This is a genomic window from Endozoicomonas sp., from assembly GCF_051008435.1.
Classification (GTDB): domain Bacteria; phylum Pseudomonadota; class Gammaproteobacteria; order Pseudomonadales; family Endozoicomonadaceae; genus Endozoicomonas_A.
The window spans coordinates 1-17,194 of the sequence record NZ_JBPCXO010000051.1; the positions used below are offsets into that span (position 1 = coordinate 1).

Consider the following 17,194-nt stretch of genomic DNA (forward strand, 5'->3'; position numbering starts at 1 on the left):
ACGTTACAGCTCGACCTTAAACCCTACACAAGAGTGGCGTAAGACATACTCCGGTATGCAGCCGTGTTGACGGTGTAGATAAACCCAGAGAATCACTGATTGTCGCAGGTTTTTAGTAGCGGTTAACTGATGCTGTTCCATGAACTCATTAAAGAGCATGGTGCCAGAACGGTAATGATGCTGAAGTTTTTTGACAATGGTATCCGGGCCCAGATCGCAGATGTAACGAGCAGCCGCCCTCAACATTCTTGGCGTCTGTTGATTGGGGAGACCCAGAGCCACGGTACGATCATAAAAATAACCATTTAAGTAAAATACTTTGGGCATACCGTTAGTGATACGAAGCTGTCTTTTGTCTTTTCTCAGGTGACCGGGCCTTTCAAATAGTTTATTGATCACTTCTGAGCATGACTTATATTTTGAGCAAACTTTCGATAGTGACTCGACGCCCTCTAATCTGAGTAAATCATCATAGGCTTGATTGATACCTAACCCAGAATGTGACTCGCCATACACTTCAATATCAGGTTGTGGATAACGCCAGAAGCGTTTGATATTGACGGTAGAGGATGGGGTTTCGCTGGATTCTCTTTTATACAGAGACCACTGGTCATCTATTCGCACCCGGTAAGCCATTTGTACCGAGCCCCCTCCGAGTTCGACAATGCCATATTGGAGTTCTTGTGATTTAAGCTGCCCTCGAAGCGCATTAACTCCCATCCAGGTAAAAGCCGCTTCCTCCAGGCCCGTCAGCAGACGAACATCTTCCTGATAGCTGGCTGGTAGCCCCTGTCGGTATAGTTCGACGGCTACTCGCTTTAGAACCAGGTCAGCAGAGAGCTGAGGCGACCCAGAATCACCCAGAATATCAGCCCGGGCCCTGAGACCCGCCGTTCCTCCAACAAACACTGCTGTTTTGGGATTGCAGTCACCAAGCCTCAATTGGTACAAAGTACTCATTTCCCCAAAAAGATGACCGGGAAGACGCTTGCCATGAGTGAGTGGAGATTGACTTTCAAGCAGAGGCGTTTGCTTGATTAGCTCGTATTGATTGGTGCCCGGCATATGCTGGAATTGATACGACATAACCCGAGAGCCAGAACTTCCCGCATCCAGTAAAATCAGGCTTTTACAATCAGGTTCATAGCGCTGAAGGGCATAGTTTTCAGCATGAACAGCCGGTATACAAAGGCTTTGCAGAAACACCAGCAGACATGACAACAGCGTCGAATGGCAAAAGCGATTCAAAAGTATGGTTATTATTTTCATTCTAAACAGTACGTATTCAATGAAGTTGGACTACGGCCCCATTCATGGAATGAGATTGGGTAACTGAGCAGTAAAAAAGCATAGACCACCTTGAATAGATGGGCAGAAGCAAAAACAGAGCTTGTTTTCAATAAAAGAGAGGTCTATCGAAGTTTTACAGTGCTTAAAGAGCGTTCTGCGGAGGAATAATATGACCCATTTTCTGATCCCAGTATCCGGTTTTGGTCAAAACACTTTCATAGTATTTACCAATAGCCCCCATCATCATTTCAGAAATAATTTGATGGTGATATTGCCGCCTTAGAATTAAAACAGCCGCCTCCTTGTCTTGCATATGATCAAATACCGGAGAGGTCGGATCAACCTGTCCAATTTGTTTTTGAAGTCTCACTTCTTCCATAATATCTTTATGGGAGTCATGCAGTTTTAAAATACGATCAACAAAGTCTTCCAATTCATCTTTGGCCAGTCTTCGCATCGTATTCATTTCTTCACGGCCGGTTCTTTCTCTCTGCCCATACCAATCCCAGGTCAAACTCTTATCAGTGTTCCTGCCCACTGTATGCTCAAATCGCTCTCTGTTGATTTTCTCGTTGTAACGATTAACAAAGAGATCCGCCAGAAAGAAAAAACCAAAGATGATCAAACCATCTACCGAAGGTCTGGGCAGATAGGGCGAAATCTCAAGTTTGGGAACGCCTTCAACAGCATGCCAGCCGACTTTAAAGCCATGCACCATGGTTGATTTAAAGGCCCCTTTCAGCCAGCCTTTCATGTAACTTCTGACGCCATTTTTGGCAAGAATCAGAGCATTTGCCACTCTATTAGCATGAGTGTTAAAGCGTTTTCTTTCTTCTTCAGTCAGCTCTATATCGGGCATTTCTTCTGCCAGAACCCGCTCAAGTTCTTCTACCGCTTCCTTTGATGTGATAGATCCATCACTACGAAAATCATCGGTCATTTTAGGAAAGATTTTTTTCAGCCATCCCGTCTGCTTAGTTTTAAAATGATAAGATCGACCTATTACCCTTGGATCATTTGCAGCATCACTAAACAACCTTTCTCTTTTTTCAGGATCCATATTTTTGAATTTACAGGTCCACAACTGATCCAGAACCGGCTCCCATTCTTTATCCATTCTTTCAACATCACTGACTGCCGCTGTATAGAAACGTTTGTAGAGTTTGAAAGCATCTTGCAGATTGCGCCTGCGAAACAAATAACGAGCTTTGCCTTCTTCAAGGCGTATCACCGTTTCGAGATGGCTTTCATCTTTCTCCTTTTCCATCTCCAGCCTCAATTGAGCATCTTTTTCCAGCTCAGAATAAGCATTAAAGATTCGGGTCAGTGTTTCGTGACTGCAGATATATCTCAGGCTTTTCAGAAACACTCGAAACTTCTGATCATCCATCTCTGACAAAACGCCCAGGTCATTCACGTCCAGCTTGTAATCAGCGGATGCTTCCGCCTTCTGCAAGGCTCTGACCGCTTTGGTCATACGAATAAGTTCAGTCCCTCCACTCCAGATACCACACCAGGCAATATAACTGAACAAACTGACAGCCGCCCCAATCCCTCCTGTTACCAGCCCAGTCAGTACTGCGCTGACCACCATGGCAAAGGTGTTAAGGGTAAAGTTCCTTTTATTCCTGAGAAAATAGCGTTTGATCCGGTTACGGGTATCCGTATTCTTGAGCTTGATACCGCCCCCCTTATCTACAACGTTCTGGATATGGGCTTTATCAACTTCATCCAGGTGGTAACGTGTAGCTCCTGGTTTATCGAGACCCGGGGGGGATGCGGCAGGATTAGATGGATCAAACCCGCCGACGGGATCTTTTCCTGTTGGAACCGGTGCAATATTCTCCGGGACAAATCGCCAGCGCACAGCATTCTTGATTTCAAGAATGCGTTCAAAAGTAATATCCGAATCTTTAAGCAGGCCTGTATCTTGAGTCAATTTGAGAATGATGGCTTCCGCTTCCTCAGCATTTACACTGAACTCTCTCATTGTGCTCTGAATCAAATCAGGAATCAGAGCTCTTCTCAAAAATCCAACAGGAAGCGTTCGATCCTCTGCTAGGTATTTATAGGTCAACTCTACCGTAGAGCAGGAAACGGTTTTTCTGACCTCTGTGAGCACCTGATCACTGATTTTTTCACTGCCTCCTGACAGCACCAGTTTCATTTCCTGACCTTTTTTCTCCTCGCTCAGGATACAAACACGGTGGTAGGCCATGGCACAAGCTATGTGGTAATCACGGAGACTGCGTTGAATGGGGGATGAGAGTTCTTCATGAGCTGCATGCCGAAAAGCATCGTAGACACTGAGCGCTTTCGCTGCAGAGGGAGCACTACCAAAAAATCGTTTAAAAAAACTGCCAATACCAGTAAATACAGAGACAATACGCCCCTGCCACCGACCATAATCAACCTGACCCAGCCTGGAATCTTCTGACGCTGTAGCGGCCTCTTTTCGCCCTACAGCAGAGAGAGAAGAACCTCTTCGGTTCCGAATCTCTGGTGGCATGTTTCTCAATCCCTGAGATATAGCAGCCTGGCCGGTATGAAAAATCGGTCAGGCTCCTAATGGTTAGACCAAGGCGTTCATTTTTATTCGATCAGATAATTAGAATTTTAATTTAAATATTTTATTCGAATAAAAAAATACGAATGCAGCAATATTTAAAATATAGCCGCCGTATGGGTTTCGAATTGAAAGAAAGATAAGAGCTTTAATAAAAGGGATAAGCCAGCTTAAAAAACTGGCTTAAAAAATTCTGATGCCTAATCCCCAGGAACCTGACTGAGAATAGACAGGCTCCTAGGCTGGCTTTCGATCCAACACCTGATAACTGAATACCAGGCTTTGTTCGTCTTCTGAAGCCTGATCTTCCTGGGCGGTAATGTCCCAGTCACTGTCATTGATCTCTGGGAAAAAAGCATCTCCTTCAAAGGATTTGAAGACTTTGGTCAGATACAATCGATCGGCTTTTTCCAGAGCCTGGCGATAAATCTGCTCACCGCCAATCACCATAACTTCTTCATTGCCATTGATCATGGCTACGTCTTCCGCCAAAGAAATGGCATCTTCAAGGCTGTGCACCACTTTCACCCCTTCATGATGCCAGTTTTTGTCACGGGTAATAACAATATTGGTACGTCCAGGCAATGGCTTGCGCAGGGAATCAAACGTCTTACGTCCCATAATGATGGGCTTACCCATGGTTACAGCCTTGAAATAACGAAGATCTCCAGGCAGGTACCAGGGCATTTTGTTATTGATGCCAATGGCATGGTTTTCCGCAACAGCGGCAATCATGGCAATTTTCATAAAGGGGCTAATGCACCAAAGTAATCCAGATCAGAAGCCATTGTCGGCCATTTGTCTCGCCGTCTCAAGAACTCTGAAATTCGTCTACTAGGGTTTCTCTATAACTGCGAAATAAAATCAGAGGGATCTGTCGATGTTACCTTCAGGCCAAGACCCATTCGGTCAGCTGCAACAGCTTGCTTATATTGCTGAAAACAAAATATCGTCAAAAAAAGGGCATGAAGCTATTGGGCTGGATGCCAACAAGAAGCCTATAGATGAAGGCTCCTTCGAAGCTGAGCCCCAAAGCTACTCAAGCTGGATGACCGGAGGATACTGGGATGCTCGTAACGTAAAAACCTTTGATGACGCCGCTGCCCAGGTCATGCCCCTACTGCAACAATGCGCCCAAGTAGCCAGCGAACAATCCGGAGTACCAATCACGGTTATCACCGGCCGAAGAATGTCCGCTATGGCTATTTTGAGTGAAGTGAACAAGCTTAAGGACAGCGACTGGGGCAGGCTCCAACAAGTTAAACGAGATGTCTCTCAATTTATGCAGGGACTGAAACAGTTTGATGAACTTGGCAGTATGACTCTCCCTGAAGGAGCTATGACCCGGGGTCTGGAAAATAAACAAACATACGAAGCGGAGCTTCAAAGAGTCGACCAAAAGATAGCCGCTATCGCCAACAAATCCTCTCCAGAACATAAAACATGGTCAGCTTATCGTGACTATCTGGACAACATGCACTACCAAGAGCGTATTCGACTTAAAATCCAACGTTCTGTACAGGGTCACGCCGGAGTCGCTAAAGACAGACCCGCCTTCAGGAGAGCATTAAAAGAACTTTCTAAAGATTGTGAGCTGGGTAAGTTAGCCAGCCAGACCACCTCCAAAGGTGTTCGAAGAAACCCGGTGGCTGTCACCGTCTCTAACCGTTTATTAAACAGTCTGGGTGATACTGCAACGGATCCTATTCCACTGCCGAGAAAGACGGTTAATAAGACCGCAGAGCAGAGTTTGACATTTGCCAGACAATCTCTTTCCATTCTGGTTCATAACTACAGTGATAAAAAAGTAGCTTTACGTGGGCCATTATTGGCGTCCATGGCTGAAGAAGCCAAGAATAACGTTACCACGGCTCTTCAGGAATGTGTCGCTCCTGCTGCAGTAAAACTTCAATTGGTTCAGTCCCTTCACACTGAGTTTGGTGAAGAGTTCAAGCGCATTCAGAAATTCGGGGTGACCCGTGATTTTGATCCGCTGGTTCAAGAGCTGGCTGGGCTTAAAAACCGCTGGACACAGATGGTCAGACAAGAAAAGGAAGCAGAGTTACGGCAAGCTCAACCTCTGGAAGAAGAAAGAAGGAAAGTAGAACAGCAAGAAGCCTCTCCACCTCCAGCGATACCCGCCAAACGATCTAAGACCCAAGCCAATGAAGGCCAGAAGCCAATAGTAGTTACTCCTTTAAGACCCCTTGAGCCTGAAAATTATGACTGGGTGGCCAAACCTCTGTGGAACCAGATACGTCACGATTTGGATACCGGCAACCTGGGAGCTGCAGCACAGCAACACTGGCATGCCAATTTCCACGACGCACTTAAAGGCACTTCTCCTGGCACCCGAAAGAGGGCAAAGGATCAGGTTCTGGGAGATATTCGCCAGAAAATAGAGGGGCAGCCTCAGTATCAGGTCTATACAGGCGCAGTTCTGAGTTTGTTGGGACGACTGGATCAACCCGATTTTCAGGCAGAATCGATTCGCCCTATCCCTATCACCGAAGAGTTGCCCAGCCTGGAAGCCGTTACAAAATCACTGACGGTATTGCCAAGACTTGAGCATGCAGCATTCAGCAGAGAACTTTATGCCAGGGTCAGTGGTGATCTTTCTGCGAACAAAACAGGCCAACCAGAACAAACGGCCTGGTACCAGTCGGTACATCAATACCTGAAAGATATCCCCGCAGATCAACAGCAGGCAGCCCTCGGCACGATCATCAGTCATATCGAAAGAGAAATGGCAGTAAGTCGAGCCAGAGTTACTGAAGACAAAAAGAAGTTGGTCCTGGATGTACTCAAACAGGGAACTAACACCCATCTTCAACTTTCATCCCAGGCAGGCTTGCAAGCAGCATCCGTTCAGTACACCCCTCCCGTCGTTCCTCAAAAACCCCTGGAAGATTCTACAGACTTTGCCATACGCCTTTATCAGAAAATGACTGAAGATCTGAACGCTGTGGACACTCAGTACCAGGATGGCGGACAGCAATGGCATGGCATGTTGCACCAATACTTGATGACCCTGCCTGAAACCGAGAGAGTAGGAGCACTTGAACTAACGAGAGCCGTCGTTGGTTTACAGCTGGAAGATCAATATGGACACAGAGATAACGCTGCAAGCCTTCAGAAAGACTTTCAGCAAGTTTGTGACCAGGCTCTGAAAGCCAAATTTGAGCAAGCCCTCACACCTAAAGCGACTGTTGCCACTGCCCAGGCAGCCTCCGAAGCGGATAAAAAAGCCAGTGAGCAGTTTGTATCCGGTTTCTACAGAAAACTCTCGAGAGCACTTGCTTCAGTGCTCACTCCTGAAGCTCAAAAAGAATGGCATCAGGAGCTTTCAACTTATCTTCAAACCCATCCTGCTCAGGCAGATCAGACTCTTATCCAGCTCAGACAAAAAATTGAATTTGAGCTGCCCCTGGATGTTGTTAACCATGATCAATACATACCGGTGATCAATAATTTGCTTGATCAGGCTGGAAGTCCCCACTTCCAACCTCTCGCTCAGACATTACCTACTGAGCCAGTAGCAGCGACGCCTGCACCGGTTCCTGCACCTCAATTAGACTTCCCTAAAGTGGCGGGAGACCTTCTGGATTATATTCGCCCTCAACTCAGTGCCGGCGAAACCGGGAACCAATATCAAAATGAATGGGCACGCAGATTAAACGCTCAAACTCGTACGCTACCTGTCTCCCAGAGAGAAGCCGCAGGCTTTACATTGATTCAGGAAGTCAGCAACGCTCTGACACTGACCAACATGGATCAGCATACACCTGTCGTCATTCAGGCTTTCTTTAATGGGATCAGTGGGCAATTCAAAGACGAACCTCTGGTTGCTGTCGTTCCTTCAACGATAAAACCTGCGGCTTCAGCCCCTGTAGGTCGTCAGCCAGAGGCAACTCCTCAAGTAACACCCAAACCCAAAGAGAAAGCCCCTGCGGCACCGGTTAAAGACCCAACTTTAATCATCGAAGAAGCCATCCAACAACTTCCAGGAAAGCTGCCCGGTGTTTCATTAATCGAAGCCAGGCCTTTCCTTAAAGCTTACTATCAGGTGGTCTTTCTCTCGACAGTCGACAACTACGACCTGATTCGTGCCAACCGTCTCAAACGACAACTGGAATCTCATTTCAGAACGACTCGGCAAGGAGGAGGCTTCGACACCTTTGAATACAATGTCATGCAGCAAGTCGTTCAGGAATACATTGCAGGAAACTCAGCAGCCGACGTTCGGGCTGTTCTGACTCTCACCGATCCAGACACGACGCCAGGTCGTTTTAACATGCTAAGAGCCATCCTTCACAGAGCGCTGCAGAATGGCATTATCCGGAATGAATTCGTCGTTGGCGATCCTCAGGATCAAGTAAAACAGGAACAAGTTGAACTACTGGAATGGATTGATAATGCTCCGGGCCTTGTTGCCAAGCTGGGACTGCCTCAGGTAAACAGAGGCCGGGGTAGAGTAGACGCCACCCTCAACACCATGAAAAACAACATCCGGTTTGATGTTCAGACAGAAATTGCAAACGCCGCAGAATTCCATCAGTCAGTAGGCAGCCTCGCTGCAATGAATGTTGCTGATATAGCCAATAAAATCGCCAGAAATGAAAGACTCACCGGGGCAGAACTAAACACTATTGTTGTAGCCAGAAAAGCCCTGCTGGATATTCAACTAAGCGTTGGACGACGCTGGCATTCATCGGTTCTGTCCCGCCCGGAATACTGGACAAAGCCCCAGGAACACCAGACGTATCTCAAGATGCTGGAAATTGACCAGCTTCGCAGCCCAGAGATTTTCCAGGCACAGAGAGAGTGGATTGTTAATGAACATAAATCGGCAGTAAGGCATCCAAAAGTGGTCATCGAAGGAGGTGGCCCTATTGGTCTGATGTCAGCAATCAGTCAGTTCGAAGTAGGCGGCAATGTCAAAATACTGGAAAAACGAAAGTTCGACTTCCAGCGCGCCCAGGTTCTAAGACTGGATCCTATCTGGATCGGAATGTTGAAATTCTACCTGGGTGACAAATTCTATGAGCTCTTCCGTATTCCGGAACACCCTGACACACATAATGCCAGAGGCTTCATTGGTAAAGATTCCTTCGGAGGCCTGACCACCCGTGTTTTGGAAGAAGCGCTTTTGGGAGAACTACAGACGTTGACTCAAATGGCTCCCAGCAGGGATGCCCTCGACCCCATCGAACAGTGTGAGCTCACCCATGTTGAAGATCCTAACGATCAACATGACGGCTTTACAGTGCATGCCAAAACATCCGATGGACAAAAACGTTTTACAGATGACGTTGAAGTTGTGATCTGTGCGGGAGGTAAAGCCAGCTCAACCCGAAACCGATACCTGCCATCCAAAGTAGTCACCAATGAAGAGTATTATGGTGTTTGTACCTGGGAAGGTGCCGATGTCCAAACAGATCAGTTTGGACACTTTGATGATTTTCGTCAGATGGTAGTTTGTGACCGGAAATTCACAGATGAGTTTGCACGACAACTGAATGATGCTGATTCGAACAGACTCCTTCAGGAAATGTCTCAAAAAGGGCAAACAGCTGCTCGTAAACTTATTGGCCCAGGCAACAGGACGTTCGCAACGTTGACTGGACGAATTGCTGGAACCCCATTACAAACCCGCTGCTTTGAGAACAAAAACCAATTCTATATCGGGATGGAAATACCTTCTCAGATCAAGGATTACCTTGCCGATGCTCAAAGAATGCTAAAGGCAGAGGGTGCTACTGATGAGGATGTTAGAAAACTGCAATTCCTGATCAGAACCGCTTGGTTCCAATCGGTTGCCAACTCCTATGGCGTTGATGAAAAGCTCAATGCCAAAAAAGGGGCTATCAACAGAAAATTCGCCGCAAGCTTCTCTGTCGCCCAGGATCGAACAGAGGATAACGTTGTTTATAAAGGTGGCAAGCGACCCTTGATGATCACGGCTGCCGGTGATGCAGCAGCCAGTCCTCACTTTATGAGTGGCACAGGCCTGACCAGTGGTCGCCAGCATATTCTTGATGACAAAGCCTATACCAAGCTTTTGGCAACCGGTGCTTCAACCATTGTCATGGAGACTGAAGCTGATGACCTCAGAGACAAGTCAGACAGGACTGCAGTGTTTGCCATAAGCCGAGGTAGCCCATTCCTTCAGCCTCTCAACAATTAATTCAGAACGCATGGAAGCAGAGTAATGAATCCGGACTTCAGCCAGTTCAACCAGTTAAAAAACATCTATCACCGGGCAGAGTCACTGGCTCAAAAAAATCAGGGGCATACCCGGTTAGGTGTTCACGTCGATAAACAGGTTGTCTCCGAAGATGAGTTTACGCCGGAAGCACAGTCCTCATTAAGTTCGTGGATGTTGGGCTATATGGATTACAGGTCTGTAAAAACGTTCGATGATGCATCACGAAATCTGAAAGAAACACTGGAATCATGTTGTACAGCCGCCCGTGACTTCTCAGGCATGTCTGTGTCTGTCCTGCTTACACCTAACATGTCCAGTCAGGCCATCTCCGAAGAAGGTAAGAAGCTGGTTGAAAGCGAGTGGGGACAATTCCAGGATTTGCATAAGTCCGTTATAGAGTTCCTGCAACAACTCGATCAGCTGACGCCAGCCGATGATCAGGATGCACACACTGAAGAGACTCTGAACTACTTCAAGAATAAAATGCTGATCAGTTTCAACGAAAAGTTGATGAGAGTGAAAAACCCCAAAGTTTTCAGGTCAGAAGTTGCCGCACTTGTTAGAGAACTGAACCATTTGGGAGCCCCCGTAGAAGGTGGCTCCAAAGTAAGAGAGAAACTTGTAAACCGCCTTCTGAATGGTCTTCATGACTTAGCTATTGAACCAACGACCATTCCTGCTGTTCCCGCTGAAACAGGCTTAAATGATCGAATGGAGTGTGCTCTGGAGATTGTCAGAGCAACCTGTGACTCATTCGACCATGGCATCAGAGGTCAGCAGATTCGGGCCCATGGCCAGAAAGCAGCAACACAACTTGAGAAAGTACTGAAAGGCTGCGAGATTGAGGACAGAGAAAAGCTGATTCTGCAATCTGCTCTGGACCATCAACTCTCTGAACTCTCTCGTCGAAACAGAAATCTGGCCCCTGAAAACCAGGCCATGGATCCATTGATCCGGACTATTAATGCAGCTAAGCATCTCATCAAGACTGGGAGTGATGAAGCGGACTCTCAACCGGCTTCTCTGAGTGATGACGTCCACGTACTCATTGAAAAATCGACTGCAAAATCTGATGAGATCTTAGACCTTTCTGAAGTTGCCAAACAATCTGAACAGCTTTTGAAAGAAAAGCTCAGCAGTCTGACAGAAGAAGAAACCGCTACGGTTTTATCCGATCTGACAGGTGATTTGCTTGCAACCTTGCCCAATCAGTCTCCAATGACTCAAAGGGCAACGAAACAGGTATTAAAAACTGCAGAAACATTTGCTCCCAAAACGCCCGAACCCAGCTTGACCAGAAAACAACCGCATCAAGACTTTGCTGAAACGCTGTCTCGTAAAATAGCTTTCGATTGCTCAAGGGGTCATACCGGCAGAAATCAGCAGAGAAATTGGTTTGAGTCTCTGAATGACTACCTGAAGGGATATCCTGATAACGAACATCCTGAAGTAGCAGACCGTGTACTCAAACTGGTTGAAACGACACTAAGATACGAAGTTACGCCCGATAAACAGGCTGCACTGAATAGCTGGGGTGAGATTAAAGCAGCTCTGGAGTTACCCCCGAGAGCCCGCCCAAAGCAGGCAGCCCAGAAACTTCCCTTTCATTTGGACAGGCCTGATGACTTGCCCAGACGCAAGCCCACTCCTCCACCCACTTATTTAGCTTCTGCAGCAGGTGCATCAACAAAATCTGTCAGAAATGATGAAACCGTTATTACGAATCTCTGGACACAAATCAACAGGGATATCAGCGATAACCGAGCAGGGCCTGAAGAACAAAAAGGCTGGTTCGACTCGCTGAATAACTACCTGCAGCAGTTTGACGAAACTACAAGGTATGAAATCTTTGGGCTGGCTCAGGCTCAAATTCAGCTACAAATGAATGAACAGGCTGAAAGATACCCGACTTTTGCCAATCATCTGGACACTGTAGATGCGGCTCTTTTGATGACACTGACGGGCCATTTCCAGCCTGTAAGTTCACCTGCAACAGAGTTATCTATTCCGCCTGAAGCCCAGGTTCTTCAAGTTAAGCCCACAGCCACAGCGCTGATTTCCATTCAGAGCTCAGATCATCAAGAACTGGTAGGCGATCTTTTCCGACAAATTAAAGGTCATTTACTGACTCAGAGAGCATCTGCTGAAAACCAGTCACAATGGCACCAGGCATTAGCCGGGCATTTATATGACTTTGATGAGAGTCAGCGACCTGCGATCGTTCAACATGTCGTGGAGAATGTACTAGTCCAATTAACGGTAGAAGCTGGAGAACATAAAGAATTAAAAACATTTTTACCATTGGTAAAAGAGGTTCTTCAGCAGGGAATCAGTCTGGACTTCAAGCCTGTCACACCACCAACATCTCCTGTTGTTCAACAGGAACCTGTCGCTGTAGAAAAAGCATCTACTGTACCTCTGCATAGAGTTCCTGAAGCTTCGCCAGGGGCTCCTTTAGCTCCATCGACCATTACCAAAATGCCAGTGGCCACCACTGAATGGCCTTCATTTAACGGTCAGCAGCTCGGTCTTCAGGCAGGCATTCTGTTTGAAACACCCAGACATCTGCTTGTCGGTATGGATGATAGAGGCAACCTGACGTTTAATGAACAGTTAACACCTGACGTCGAAGTTCAGATTGCCAGACTGCAGAAAGGCATGGAAGGCTTTATAGTCCAACAGGTTCTGCCAGCAACAGGGGCATCCATGAACTATGAACGAATGAACAAGCTTCATCTTCCTCCGCAGCCTGCTCAGTGCACAGTTGCCAAACTACAGGAAATAGTTGGAATCATTGCCGGTAACCCACTGGCTATCAATATGCTGGCTGTAGAGCCTCTTTCTGAAGATGTTCGAAAGCGCTTTGATCAGTGTGAAGGAAAAATCATGGTCATTGGTTGCGGATCGGGTTACGAACAGCACAAACACCTCCATCCGGAAAAAACAACATTCACTACAGATATTAATGCTGGAATGTTGCCGGACCTTCATGGAGATGTCACTCCTATGCTCCATATGCTGCCCGACAAAGAGCACTTTTCGGTGATTTATTTTGAACAAGTCACAGGGACAGTATTTTCTGACCCAGACAAGATAAAAGCCACTTTAAAAAAATGTCATAGACTACTGAAACCCGGCGGAATGGTTATCCTTACATCAGGAGCCGGAGCTATCACAAAAACCATTAAGGATCTGGATATTCGTTACACTTTTGTTGAATGCCTGACCGATGCTGGATTCGATAACTTCAAGTACACTCATAACAGTCAAACTAAGCAGGCTTTCAAGCTCATAGACCCGGACAAGCCCATTACCCCCCAAATACCTGCATCGTGGCAGGCTATGAAAAGCCTAGAATTCATACCAGAAAGAGAGTTAGGTGGAATCAATATTGTAGCCTATAAGCCAGATTGAGTCGGATTATGGTTTATAGGCCATAATCCAACACAAACCCGAGTCTTATTTTACTTTAACTGGATTATAAACACCCACATTCTTATGTCCTTCGTCACGAAGGTGCATAGCGTGCAACTGGCTCATCACACCCTTTTCACAATACAACAAGTAGTGCTTCTCTTTATCCAGTTCCGCAAATTTTGTTTTGAGCTGGTAAAAGGGAATCGTCAGTACTTCACGATCTGCCAGACTGAAGGGCTTGATCTCTTCTTCATCAGGATGCCGAATATCAACAACAATGTCGTTTGGTTCTGCTGTTTCAACGACCTCAACTTCTTCGCGAGTCAGGTCATCGGCAACGATGTCCGTGACAGAAACTTTCCGCCGGTTCTCAATGGCCGATTCCAGAATAGAAAAATCGAAGCGAGCTTCTTCCGACTCAATTTTCTGAGGTTTAGCTCTGGTGGTCGGGTTCTTGGAGATCACTGCACAGTATTCAGGAATATTTTTGACAAACTCTTCTGTGCCAATCTTGATCGAGATATCAATAATATCCTGTTTATCCATAGCAATCAGGGGACGCAAAACAAGATGATCGGTGGCTGAGTCAATGACAGCCAGGTTGGTCAGAGTCTGACTGGACACCTGCGCTACCGCTTCTCCAGTCACTACGCCTTCAATATACATTTCTTTTGCGACCTGAGTAGCAGCCCTCAGCATCATACGCTTGAGAATAACGCCCATTTGAGAGTTATCCACCTTAGTCAGGATTTCCTCAACCACCTCTTCGAAAGGCACCGTAACGAAACTGACGTTATGCGAAGAGCCAAAACGGTTCCAGAGATAATAGGCAACCTCTTTCACTGCCAGCTCATGAGCATGGCCGCCCAGATTGAAGAAACAGAAGTGGGTTCTGATGCCCCGCTTCATGGTCAGGAAACTGGAAACTGTTGAGTCAAAACCACCGGAAATCAAAGACAGTACCGGTTCCATAGAACCCAGAGGATAACCTCCCAAACCACTTCCACGCTTGGTCACCAGGAAGTAACGGTCTCCCTTTATCTCTACCTTGACGACAACGTCCGGATTTTTGAGTTTAACGCCAGCCGCTTCAGTCCGGATATTCAGACCTCCACCGACGTATCGCTCAACATCGACAGACTGGAAGTCATGTTTGCCTGAACGCTGGCAGGTCACTCGGAAAGTTTTTCCAGCCAGCACTTCTCGGTTAACGTCTACAGCATTATCCACAATGTTATCCATATCGGTCAGTGGATACTCAACCACCTGTTGCCAATAGGCGATACCAGGGATGTGGCTCAGCAAATCACAGACCTGAGCCACCAGCACAGGATCGTCCTGGCTGGTAGCCAGCTCGATAAAGTCCCAAGTGCCAGCCACCTCAACGTTTTCATCGACCCGTTTGAGCACGGAACGAATATTCTTGCGCAGCTGTTTGATAAAGCGCTTTCTCACCGGAGGCGTTTTAATCGTGATTTCAGGAAACAGCTTGATGATGAACTTCATAGATTTTATTCCCGGTGCCCACCATCAGAGATGCCTATTGCGACTGAAAAAGTGTCACCACCAATCATTGAGAGAACCCGGTCCAGATGCCAGTTACGAAAATAAGAAACGAATCCTGTGAATTATACAGAATACTCCCTGACTCCGGTAACCCCGGCTAAATCGCGCCTGGATAGAAACCGCAGCTTGATAGAAACCGCAGCTTGATAGTGTGATCATGGGCGCGCTTTAGAATGGGCGCAAGCGCCCTGGCTGGATAAGTTGTGGACTTCTACCTGATGTGCTTAAAGCTCCCCCCGGGCTATCTTGCCGGCCACGTCCTCAAAAATTCTGATCAGTCCGTGTTCAAACAGCAGTTTGTCGGTGAAGGTGTAGGTCTTGGACAATTCATTATCTTTTCGATCTGGCGTAACAAACATATAGCCTCCTCCCCCTTTGCCATCGGCATTAAAAGCCCTGATCACTGCTAACCGTTCACCATCCACTTCACCAACATGATTAAAGGTTCCCTTGGGCAGCCCACCTTGGGCCTCGGTTCTAAAAAACTTGTCCCTGAGGGTGTCTATGTACCATTGCAATCCCCGTTTGGGGAATTCGATCTGGTAGTGGAGCCATTTATTACGACGTTGATACCAAGCTTTGTCTGCAATGATGACATGAGTATCATTCACCAGTACCAACCAAGTGGTATCTGGATCACGATCATCTGTGAGAGTGGCTACTAGTGTAGTATCGTAGTCAACGGTTAATGGATCTATTGCTGGAAACTGTTTCATGCATCTTTACCTACTGCGTGTTTAAGTGGATAGATTTTTAACACGCCTGACTCTTTCAATGCTTTCTGAGTTCTTGGGTTCTTTTCCAGAGTCACTGTCTCGTTAGGACCGTATTGGTAGTCACGACGCACGGAGCCAAAAGGCGTTTCAGGATTGCCAGCCAGTTGATTGTTGGCCAGACCATTTCCCAGAAACTGTTCGTTAGCACCGGTTGAATTGGCTATTTTGTGTCGTACCCACAGAAATCTGGCTTGATCTTCGTCAAGACCCATTTCTTCCGCAAAATCCACGAACTTGTTTTCACGACTTACATCTACTTTTTGCTCATTCGCCGTATTCATAAAGTTCTCATAAAACACACTGTAATCCTGTGACATGGCAGGTTCCACCAGAAACTCCTTGCCCTCAAAAACGGTCGCTAACGTATTCAAGGCCATGTCACAGATCCGTTCGGTAGTAGGAATCATGGTCTGCACATCACAGAGTTCGTCCGCTTTGTGGGTATCAATGATCATCAGTGAATAAGACGCTTCAGGGTCATAAGGCACACCAATGCCATTCATATGCAGTTCAGCATCGTGGTCGTTGTGCTCTACTTGAGTGAAAGGTGCGGTCCAGTAACTGGTGGTGTCAGCGGTACGCATGGGGCCGAGTGCCCACTCGTCTTTGACGAACCGGGTTTCTACCACACGCACGACAAAGCGTTCGGTAGCGCCTTCTTCTGCAATCCGGACTTTATCAGAATTAGAGTAAGGTGACTGGTCAATGGACTGGTTGAGCCTTCGGCATTCGGCCAGTTTCTTTTCGGCCTGTTCCATCCGTTTTTCACAGGCTTCCATGGCTTTCGGTTCAGGCGGTAAGTGACTTTTATTGCCGCCCTGGGAGACCGTGACTATGGGGCCGCTCCCGGATTCACTGCCATCACCGATCAAGACAGTAGGGCAGCCCGAAACAATGGTACCGCCATGACTGCAGAAACCCCCATGCGCGCCGCTGGCTGACCATTGATGAGCACCGTACCTGAACCTGAAGACGCTTTATCCGGAGGTCCGATACAGGTGGCCATATCACCGATACGAGCGGCGGGCATGTTGCCAATCAAGACATCGCCAGAACCCTGTACAATAGGTCCGCCCACGTGAGGGACGGGGCCGGGTTCAGACTTCGGGCAGATATGCATATCGCCTATGCGGGCAGCGGGTTTTCCCATAACTTAACTTCCTTAATGATGGGTTTTCTTGTTATAAAAGGCGGTTTATTCCACCCTGAGACAGGTGTCAGAGTGTAGGAAAATAGTGCCAGAAAAAGGACAACAATAACATCAGTTACACAGCTTCTGTTTTCCCGGAGTTAGTAGTCTCTGCAGTTTCACGCTACACTGGGCTCCGCCTGAGAATGGTTCCATGAGTAAATAACAGGCAATTGCACCAA

The 17,194-nt window shown here is 47.0% G+C and carries 9 protein-coding genes; 2 read left to right on the forward strand and 7 right to left on the reverse strand.

Annotated features, from left to right (window positions below):
• Positions 1–3 precede the first annotated feature (3 nt).
• From ACR2PX_RS02205 to ACR2PX_RS02215, 3 genes are all read right to left on the reverse strand, one after another.
• Positions 4–1,269, reverse strand: coding sequence for a hypothetical protein (locus ACR2PX_RS02205; protein WP_433997725.1), 1,266 nt, complete (start codon positions 1,267–1,269; stop codon positions 4–6).
• Between the two features lie 163 nt (positions 1,270–1,432).
• Positions 1,433–3,799 carry a hypothetical protein gene (locus ACR2PX_RS02210; RefSeq protein WP_433997726.1) on the reverse strand — a complete coding sequence of 789 codons (2,367 nt, stop codon included), beginning with the start codon at positions 3,797–3,799 and terminating at the stop codon, positions 1,433–1,435.
• Positions 3,800–4,093: 294 nt separating this feature from the next.
• Positions 4,094–4,603, reverse strand: a complete 510-nt coding sequence (locus ACR2PX_RS02215; protein WP_433997727.1) for a dihydrofolate reductase — start codon at positions 4,601–4,603, stop codon at positions 4,094–4,096.
• 133 nt (positions 4,604–4,736) lie between these two features.
• On the opposite strand from ACR2PX_RS02215, the gene ACR2PX_RS02220 reads away from it, so the two are divergent.
• Both ACR2PX_RS02220 and ACR2PX_RS02225 read left to right on the forward strand, forming a co-directional pair.
• Positions 4,737–10,043: a hypothetical protein gene (locus tag ACR2PX_RS02220; protein WP_433997728.1), complete on the forward strand. Its 5,307-nt coding sequence runs from the start codon at positions 4,737–4,739 to the stop codon at positions 10,041–10,043.
• A 24-nt stretch (positions 10,044–10,067) separates the two neighbouring features.
• Positions 10,068–13,478, forward strand: a complete 3,411-nt coding sequence (locus ACR2PX_RS02225; protein ID WP_433997729.1) for a methyltransferase domain-containing protein — start codon at positions 10,068–10,070, stop codon at positions 13,476–13,478.
• Positions 13,479–13,523: 45 nt separating this feature from the next.
• Here ACR2PX_RS02225 and thiI read toward each other — a convergent pair whose 3' ends face one another.
• The 4 genes from thiI to ACR2PX_RS02245 all read right to left on the reverse strand — a co-directional run bounded on the left by thiI (position 13,524) and on the right by ACR2PX_RS02245 (position 16,973).
• A complete protein-coding gene (thiI, locus tag ACR2PX_RS02230) occupies positions 13,524–14,987 on the reverse strand; it encodes a tRNA uracil 4-sulfurtransferase ThiI (protein ID WP_433997730.1) in 1,464 nt (487 codons plus the stop codon).
• Between the two features lie 284 nt (positions 14,988–15,271).
• Positions 15,272–15,763 carry a hypothetical protein gene (locus tag ACR2PX_RS02235; RefSeq protein ID WP_433997731.1) on the reverse strand — a complete coding sequence of 164 codons (492 nt, stop codon included), beginning with the start codon at positions 15,761–15,763 and terminating at the stop codon, positions 15,272–15,274.
• Entirely contained in the window at positions 15,760–16,695 is a 936-nt protein-coding gene (locus ACR2PX_RS02240; RefSeq protein WP_433997732.1) for a hypothetical protein, read from the reverse strand. The genes ACR2PX_RS02235 and ACR2PX_RS02240 overlap by 4 nt, the downstream gene beginning before the upstream one ends.
• Positions 16,692–16,973 carry a PAAR domain-containing protein gene (locus ACR2PX_RS02245; RefSeq protein WP_433997733.1) on the reverse strand — a complete coding sequence of 94 codons (282 nt, stop codon included), beginning with the start codon at positions 16,971–16,973 and terminating at the stop codon, positions 16,692–16,694. The genes ACR2PX_RS02240 and ACR2PX_RS02245 overlap by 4 nt, the downstream gene beginning before the upstream one ends.
• Positions 16,974–17,194 lie beyond the last annotated feature (221 nt).